The sequence below is a fragment of the Bacteroidota bacterium genome, assembly GCA_039714315.1.
Taxonomy (GTDB): Bacteria; Bacteroidota; Bacteroidia; order Flavobacteriales; family JADGDT01; genus JADGDT01.
The window spans coordinates 1-9,256 of the sequence record JBDLJM010000126.1; the positions used below are offsets into that span (position 1 = coordinate 1).

Below are 9,256 nucleotides of genomic sequence, written 5' to 3' on the forward strand. Positions count from 1 at the left end.
ATTACACTGTTCTGAAAACACAAAAGAAAAAAGTATTTTTCCTTTTGTATTTATCCAGCTCAGCGTGAGGGATAGAGGCGGCATCCTTTTTGTTGCAGTTACTTTACTAAGTCAGTCCTGATTAATGAGCATACCGAAGAACAACTATCGGACCTGTTGAATCAAGAGCAACAAAAAGATATAGCTGAAAGCCCGACCCGCAGCTTTGCGAAGGGGCACGCCCAAAATATAATTACAAAAAAACACCTCCATCAAATAATGATGAAGGTGCTTCTCTATATTAATATGCTATAATAATTATGCCTTTACGCTAACTACTTCAGCAACTTTTTTCCCAATCTCTGCAGGAGAATCAACAACGTGAATTCCACACTCAGCCATAATTTCCATTTTAGCCTGGGCAGTATCGTCTTTACCTCCAACGATTGCACCTGCGTGCCCCATTGTTCTACCTTTAGGAGCAGTTTGTCCCGCAATAAAACCTACAACCGGCTTAGTTCCGTGCTCACGAACATACTCGGCAGCTTCAGCTTCCATAGACCCACCTATCTCACCAATCATTACGATAACATCAGTTTCAGGATCGTTCATAAACATCTCAACAGCTTCTTTTGTAGTAGTTCCAATGATAGGATCTCCACCAATACCAATAGCGGTAGATACACCTAATCCGGCTTTTACAACCTGGTCGGCAGCTTCGTAAGTAAGTGTTCCTGATTTAGAAACAATACCTACTTTTCCTGTTTTGAAAACAAAACCGGGCATAATACCAACTTTAGCACCGTCGGGAGTGATAATTCCCGGACAGTTAGGTCCGATCAATCTACTGTCTTTATCTCCAAGATATTCTTTTACAGTAACCATATCCTTAGTTGGGATACCTTCTGTAATACAAACAATAACTTTAATTCCGGCTTCTGCAGCCTCCATAATAGCATCGGCAGCAAATGCAGGCGGAACTAAAATCATTGAAACATCAGCAGAAGTTTCTTTTACAGCATCCGCAACTGTATTAAATACGGGTTTATCCAAGTGAGTTTGTCCACCTTTTCCCGGTGTTACTCCCCCTACTACATTGGTTCCGTAATCTATCATCTGTCCGGCATGGAAAGTACCTTCACCACCCGTAAACCCCTGTACAAGGATTTTTGAATCTTTATTTACTAAAATACTCATTTTATATAATTCTGGTTATGTTATAGTTCAAATTTGCGAAATACAAATGTATATTTAATAGTGAACCTCGCAAATGATTAGATGTGTTTTTTTAATAGCTTAAACAATGAATTCACATGAAAAATATCATGTTTTTAGAATCTCTATTTTTTTGTGTTTTTTATAAAGTTTGGCAAATCTCTTAAAGCGGCCAGTTCTTTATATCCTCTGCGAACTTCAACAGCAGGAGATCCAAAATAAGTAACTCCCGCTTCGGTAGATTTTGTTATACCGGATTGCGCAAGGATAACTGTTTTTCTGGCAATAGTAATTCCACTGGTTACACCAACCTGTCCCCAGATTGTAACTTCATCTTCAACAATATTTGCTCCGGCTATACCTGTTTGTGCAGCAATTAAGCAATGCTTACCTATAACGGTATCATGTCCTATTTGTACGCTGTTATCTATTTTAGTACCAAATTTAATTGTTGTTGATCCTGTAACTCCCCTGTCGATTGTACAGGAAGCCCCAATTTCTACATTATCCTCAATCACCACATTTCCACCTGAAAGTAGCCTGTCATATCCTTCGGGACGACGTTTGTAATAAAATGCATCAGCACCCAAAATACTTCCGGCATGTATTATTACATTATCACCTATAACTGCATTTTTATAAATGCTAACATTAGGATGAATAATACAGTTTTTCCCAATTTTCACATTATCACCTATAACTACATTAGGCTGAATAACTGTTCCTTCACCAATTACAGCACTATCCGAAATAGCCGATGAGGAAGCTATAAAAGGATTGAAATGCTTCGTTAACTTATTAAAATCTCTAAATGGATCATCAGAAATAAGCAGAGCTTTTCCTTCAGGGCATTCAACTTTTTTGTTAATTAAAACAATCGTTGCAGCCGATTCCAAAGCCTTATCGTAATACTTTGGATGATCAACAAAAACTATATCTCCGGGCTCAACGACATGAATTTCATTCATTCCATGAACTTCAAAATCACTAGCTCCCACAAATTCAACATCAATTAATTTAGCAATTTCTTCCAGATTATATATTCTATCAAATTTCATTTGTTATAATTTTCATTAATTAAATTAGCCCTTTTACAGCATGGCAAGTTAATAATATTAGCACTTAGTAACTTTGACATTAATCATCAAAATTCAAACTTTTATGATTTAGAAATCGGATACACTACAATCACTTGAAGTTAACGGTTGTAGTATCGGTAGAACTTTTTATTTCCGGAATAACTTCTATTTCGCCTTTAGGCTTTCTTTTGAATAAATTCTGAATTAGCTCCTGGAATGTATCAAAGTTAGTTTGGTACGATATACCTATTCCCTGAGTATATCCTTCGTTCTGAAAAAGGTCCGTCACTACATTCTGTCGGGTAAACATTTTTCCTTTATACCTTCCATCTTTTGTAATATTTACTAGTATTTCCACATCTCCTACAATTGAAGACTGACTACTTCCAACAGGTACACCTACATTCCCGTTAACAGTAACACGATCGTCGAAAAGCTGACTGGAAAGACCTACCTCTAATTCATCGGTATTATCTCTTGCACTATTTATATCACTTGTAGCATTAGCCGTTGTGTAACTAACATTTACATCAAATTTATCACTTATTCCTGAAGCTATATTCGACAACTGATTAGCTACCAATTCGGCCGTACTGCTCGCCACACTCCCTCCAAAAGACACTTCGGTTGTAGCAGAAGCAAATGAATTCAGGGTTATGAGCATAATAAACTGTCGACCGCGTTCCTCTTCACTTTCATTTAGCTTCATTTCCAACTGCGACTGCAAGCTCGCTTCGGCATCAGGCATTTTTATATCAAAAGAAATATCCGGTTTCATCAGTGGTCCTGACAGCTCTAATATTAGCTCTACCAACAATTTATTATAGCTTCCTTCCTGATTATAATCGAGGTAAGAAGCAACCTGTGTTTTTGTTTTATAAACGGCATCTATATCAATAACCGCATCCAACGGGTCACCGTTCCACGCGATTGTTCCTCCGGGATTAACTATAAACTTCTTGTTGATCAGATTTTGCATGGTAAACAAATATTCTCCTTCGCTTATTATGTAAGTACCATTGATTGAAAAATCTCCTTTGGTGTCAATATCTAATTTAAAAACCCCATTTCCTCTTCCTTTCATCACATCGCCCACCTGTTCATCCAAAACTATTTCTACCTGAGCTTCTGGTGTAACTTCAAGTTTAAAGGTTAAGTTCATTCCTTTAAAGAAATCTTGCTCATATTCCTTAATATACTCCTCTTCCATTTCAAATAACTCTTCTTCGGAATATTCCTTAGGAGGAGGCACAAAATTAACTATTGAACTTTCGCCTAATGTTCTACTATCCTGTAAGGGTATCGAAAACAAAGTTCCTTTCTCTGTACGAGCCGTAACGTCAAAGTTTAATTTAGTAGTTTCTCCATATATACCAATATTTCCGGAAGCATAAACTTCTCCATAAAAAAGAGGATTGTCATCTTCGGTAGTATTTAAAGCAAGCAGGTTATTTGCTTTTACCTCTAAATCCAGATCCCAGCGTTTATAATTATTATAATTTCTAATTGTACCGCTTAAAGAACCTCTTGTTCCTTTTTCGCTATCACGAATAGTAACAGGAGGTATTGTTATCTCATGGTCTTTTACTGTTACTCTTTGATTTCCTTCTATATTATATCCTACTCCGGTATAATTCACTCCCAAACCGGCCCTTTGCAAATCGAGAAAACCATTCAAATCAGGATTTTTTAACGGACCTGAAATATTAACTTCTCCTGACGCATAACCTTCTATATTATTAAATATTTTTTTCGCAAAAACATTGACAATAATAAGCTTCATCTTATCCAGGTCTACATCTACATCAAGGCTGGGTATTTTTGATGCTAAATCAACAATACCTTCAGCTTTAAGAGCTTCAAGTCCATTTCTAATTAAACTTGCTTCCGTATTATAAACGCCATTATTATCATCGCTATGCATTCCTAAAGTTAAATCCCCCATATATTTAGAGTTCAAACTCAGGCTGTCAATTGTAAGATTAGCTACAGGTTTTATCACGTCGCCCAATATACCAACAGTAATATCTGCATTGATACTCCCTTCTGCCTGTAGTTTAGAGGTCTTTTTTATTAGCTTTCCTAATTCCAGATTTTCGAGATGAGCATGGTAAATTTGATCTTCTCCTTTTTTTGATCCACTGACTAATAATTCCTGTATCCCGTTTGTGACTAATACAGAGTCTAAATCAAAGCTCTTTGCTTTCAGGTCATAAGTTAGCTTATTGTGTTTATCATTATAAGGATTTAACTGCCACTGATTCCCCATGAAGTTAATCTGTGAATTCAACAGACCAAAAACAATATTGGAATTTGAATCTAAAGTTTCATAAAACCTTAAATTATAATTTTCAGATAATGAATCCCCTCCAGAAAAATTAGCTGAAACCTTTACAGAATCTATTTTATTAATCAGAGCTAAATTTAAATCGTGAATTGGATATATCTTATTATCAATTTTTTTAATCTTTAACAGGGTATTGAAAAATGTATTTTTATTATCTACCCATAAAGTAATTGAATCTATTTTATTTTTATCAATTCTAATACCGGGCGAGTCAAACTTTAGTTTTAGATGATTAGTCTCAGAGTCAATACTACCGGTAATTTTTGTTCCTGATTCAAACCTTACTTCAGGATAAAATATATCAACAATCTTATTTTTAATAGAAATATCAAAATTCATATCCTGACTTTCTCTAACTTCTACAGGATTGTAATTTCTAAAAATACTTCCTACAGCATTTTTATAGACATTGGCTATATCGTCAAAATAAAACACTCCATCTATTTCTCCGGAAATAACATCTTTTGAATCAATAGTAATTTTATGGTGGTTACCTTTCTTAGTGGAAGTAACATTAAATTTATCAAAATAATAAAGGTCATTTTCATTTTGATACACAAAATTATTAAGCTCCACAGATCCGGTAATATCATCTAATGTTTTTCCTGCTATATCAATATTTACATTACCCTCCAAAAAGCCAATACTATCACGGGTAAACACATTTGTTTTTACCAAATCAACTTTATCTATAAAAACATTAAACTTGTACCTTGGAATTTTTGACTGCGCATCGACCAGTCCCTTAAAAGTTAAGTCAACATTCTCATCATTAACATCCAACTGACCTAAAAACAGCTTATCACTAATATCTCCTTCAATCAATATATTATTGTATTCATAGCCATTATAATCTACCCGCTTCACATTACCATTTATATAAGCATTAAGAGTACTTAAAGTAAATCCTTTGCCATCAATATCTAAATCTACTGCGGCCATTCCAAGTTTTTCATTATCGAGTAACTCCTTCAGGTTAAAATCTTCAAGCTGAAGATTCCCTTTATAGCCAGCATTTTCGATAGAATCTTTTACTTTGATCTCAAGATTGCTTTTAAGCATACCTATATCAGTTTTAAAAACTAAATCGGTATTCAAATAATTATGTTTGAAATTTACTTTACCTGTTAAATCAAAGTATCCCAGATTTTCTACAATAGGAGGTACAGATTTTTCCAACTTCTTTGGCAACAGACTCATTAAATCACCATATTCTGACGATAGCTTTTTAATATCAGCTATATAATCAAATTTATCCTTCGACAAAATATTATACAAATCCATCTTTGCTATAATCTCTGAATTATTTGCAGTTTTAAGTCTTAGGTTCGACACCTTTAGCCTGTCGATATTACCTTTAGCCTGCATAGAGATTTTTACTTTGTAGTAGGAGTCAGTAATCTTAGTAAACTTATTAATATCCTTTAATCCAACCGTGGAATTTCTGATACTAAAATCAAGTTTTACTTCCGGAGATTTCTTTATAACATGATCTATTGAAGGATAGTTAATCTTTAGGTCAGAGTAAACCTTTGAATAAGGTGTATGTAGTTCTAAATTCTCAACCGATAGATTTGTAGAACTATAAATAAAATTCCCTTTGAATTTCTTTAGTATAAATCCATTTTTAGCTACAAAACTAAATTCATTTACATTAAATCGAACATCCCCGGGATTAATAGCTATATTATCAACAGCCAGATCAACCTTAGTCAGGTTAAATCTCTGCTTGTTTCCGGAACGATAATCCTGATAAAAAAATGTAAGATCCTTTATATTGATTCCCGCAGACTGAAAATCGAAGGATTTCTCGGTTTTCAGGCTATCCGGCTTGCTAAACTTCCTTATAAATAAATCCAGATTTGATATACTGTCTTCTTTATAAATCGTAATATTTAAATAAGGATTGATCAGGAAAAGATCATCAATTTTCATCTTCCCTCCTACTAAATCAAGTTTATCTAAATTACCCCGGATATTTGAAACATGAAACAGAGTATCTTCCTTATGGTCGAGTATAGAAATTTTCTCAAGAACTACTTTTCCAAAAACTGACAAATCGACTTTCGAGATCGAAATATTAGTTTCATATGTTTTATTGATTTCAGAAGTTAAGTAGTGTGCAATTTTAGTTTGTACAGGTGATAAACTCAAAATAAATGAGACAATCAAGAATATCGCTAAAAATACAAGCGAGATCCTCAATATTATTTCTCTTAGCCTTTTGATAGTAATCTTTTATTAAATTTGCACTTTAATTAAATGGGAAATACCAAATTAAAACAAACACCACTACATGCTGGTTTTACGTTCGGATATTTGGTATAACTTTCAAAAATATAATTTATCAACTTAAAAGCACATATTTTGTGCCAAAAATTAAAATTAATTTGGAAGATATATTTATACTAGGAATTGAGACCTCTTGCGATGATACAAGTGCCTCTGTTATTAAAAACGGAAAAATCCTTTCGAATGTTGTTGCAACGCAGAAAGTTCATGAAGAATATGGTGGTGTTGTTCCCGAATTAGCCTCAAGAGCACATCAGCAAAACATCATTCCAGTTGTTGATGCTGCCATAAAAAAATCAGGCATTAGCAAATCAAAACTTAGTGCTGTTGCATTCACAAGAGGTCCGGGATTAATGGGGTCATTACTTGTAGGCACTTCGTTTGCTAAATCACTTTCCATGTCACTCAACATACCGTTGATAGAAGTTAATCACATGCAGGGACACATCCTTGCAAACTTTATTCAGGACGGAGATATGACGAATCCCGAATTTCCATTCCTTACACTGGTTATTTCGGGTGGGCACACTCAGATAGTAAAAGTTTCTAATTATTTCGATATGGAAATACTTGGAGAGACAATAGATGATGCTGCCGGTGAAGCCTTTGACAAAAGTGCTAAAATATTAGGCCTGCCATATCCAGGAGGCCCGCTAATAGATAAATACGCAAAAGAAGGTAATCCAAAAGCATTTAAGTTTACCAAACCGAGAGTTGACGGTTACAACTTCAGCTTTAGCGGATTAAAAACCAACATACTTTACTTTATACAAAAACAAGAAAAGGAAAATCCGAAATTTGTTGAAGAAAACCTTTATGATCTTTGTGCTTCAATACAATATACAATAGTTGAAATACTAATGGATAAATTAAAGAAAGCAGTAAAAGAAACATCGATAAAGGAAGTTGCCATTGCAGGAGGAGTATCGGCTAACAGTGAAATTAGATCAAGATTTAGAAAAGCTGAAACAGACTGGAACTGGAAGTCGCATATACCAAAGTTTGAATTTACTACCGACAACGCTGCAATGATAGCAATTGTGGGATATTTAAAATATTTAGAAAAAGAATTCAGCGATATTTCAATTGCTGCAAAAGCAAGATATAGCTTGTAATTTTTTTTGGCTGAAATTATTACAAATTTAATTTCAGCCTTTTTCTTATAAAAAAAACACACCCTCCTCTGCTTCAATAATTTAGATTAAAAAAAAGTTATTTAAAACAATATTTTTTTTCCTTTCGCGTTAAAAATTTTAGTAACTTTAGTAGACCCAAATTACAATAACTGTAACACTTTTTGTTCTGCTATTTTAGAAGACAGATTTATGATTAATTGACGAAGTTGAAGTTTACCATATCCTTCTTTTTTTGAACTCAATAGTTTTAGTTTCATACCGAATACCTGTCTTCACGACTAAGTACATTTTGAAGTAACGCCTAAATTTTGTTATTATGAAGTTCACATCTACAATTTTAGCACTACTGCTCTCATTAGGTGCAGTTTTTGCTCAGGGTCAATTAGAATTAACAGTAAATGACATCAACATCGACAAAGGTAAGATTATGGTCGCTATTTATAATTCTAATAAATCATTCCTAAAACACCCCTTTAAAATTGAAAAAAAAGAATCAGATGATGAATCTGTTACGCTAAGTTTCAGCAACTTACCTGAAGGTTTTTACGCTATTTCAATTTATCAGGACAACAATGAAGACAACGAACTTAACATTGGAAGATTTGGACCTAAAGAGCCACACGGTTTTTCTAACAATCTGGATATAAAATTTACTGATGTTAAATTTTCGGAAGCTAAGTTTAAGGTCATTCCTTATGAGACTTCTACACAAAGTATTTCGCTGAAGTAATTATTATGAATTATTAATTCTGAGTTTTTATTCCGCGTAAAGAACGCAATTGCGTAGCACATCATGAAGACCTTTGAAAATTAACTTATTCTGAATTAAGATAAAAATACAAAGCTCGCAAAGTCGTGTAAAACGACAACAATAGATACGACGTGTTCAAAATTATTCACGATAATTTTAATATATAGTTACCGCTAAGCTTCGCTAATAAATAAACCCATCTAAAACATTATCTCTTTGCGAGAAAAAAATATGCGTAGAATATCGCACTCCTCATAAAATAATGTTGATCCAAATTGACTTGATTCAAAATATGATCCCAAGCCAAATTCAGGGCAAAAAAAAACTCCCGACTACAAAAGTAATCAGGAGTTATTAAAAGATTGGCAGCGACCTACTTTCCCGCCCTTTCGGGGAGTATCATCGGCGCGGTTGGGCTTAACTTCTCTGTTCGGAATGGTAAGAGGTGTTCACCAAC

At 34.1% G+C, this 9,256-nt stretch carries 5 protein-coding genes and 1 rRNA gene; 2 read left to right on the forward strand and 4 right to left on the reverse strand.

What is annotated here, in order from left to right:
• Positions 1-297 precede the first annotated feature (297 nt).
• The 3 genes from sucD to ABFR62_11290 all read right to left on the reverse strand — a co-directional run bounded on the left by sucD (position 298) and on the right by ABFR62_11290 (position 6,774).
• Positions 298-1,176: a succinate--CoA ligase subunit alpha gene (gene sucD / locus ABFR62_11280; protein ID MEN8139001.1), complete on the reverse strand. Its 879-nt coding sequence runs from the start codon at positions 1,174-1,176 to the stop codon at positions 298-300.
• A 143-nt stretch (positions 1,177-1,319) separates the two neighbouring features.
• On the reverse strand, positions 1,320-2,252 hold the full coding sequence (locus ABFR62_11285; GenBank protein MEN8139002.1) for a UDP-3-O-(3-hydroxymyristoyl)glucosamine N-acyltransferase: 933 nt from the start codon (positions 2,250-2,252) through the stop codon (positions 1,320-1,322).
• 130 nt (positions 2,253-2,382) lie between these two features.
• Positions 2,383-6,774, reverse strand: coding sequence for a translocation/assembly module TamB domain-containing protein (locus ABFR62_11290; protein ID MEN8139003.1), 4,392 nt, complete (start codon positions 6,772-6,774; stop codon positions 2,383-2,385).
• Between the two features lie 230 nt (positions 6,775-7,004).
• Here ABFR62_11290 and tsaD point away from each other — a divergent pair, with 230 nt between their 5' ends.
• Both tsaD and ABFR62_11300 read left to right on the forward strand, forming a co-directional pair.
• Positions 7,005-8,027, forward strand: a complete 1,023-nt coding sequence (tsaD, locus tag ABFR62_11295; protein ID MEN8139004.1) for a tRNA (adenosine(37)-N6)-threonylcarbamoyltransferase complex transferase subunit TsaD — start codon at positions 7,005-7,007, stop codon at positions 8,025-8,027.
• 337 nt (positions 8,028-8,364) lie between these two features.
• Entirely contained in the window at positions 8,365-8,778 is a 414-nt protein-coding gene (locus ABFR62_11300) for a DUF2141 domain-containing protein (protein ID MEN8139005.1), read from the forward strand.
• A 381-nt stretch (positions 8,779-9,159) separates the two neighbouring features.
• On the opposite strand, the gene rrf is transcribed toward ABFR62_11300, so the two are convergent.
• A 5S ribosomal RNA gene (gene rrf, locus ABFR62_11305) occupies positions 9,160-9,256 on the reverse strand; the annotation flags it as partial.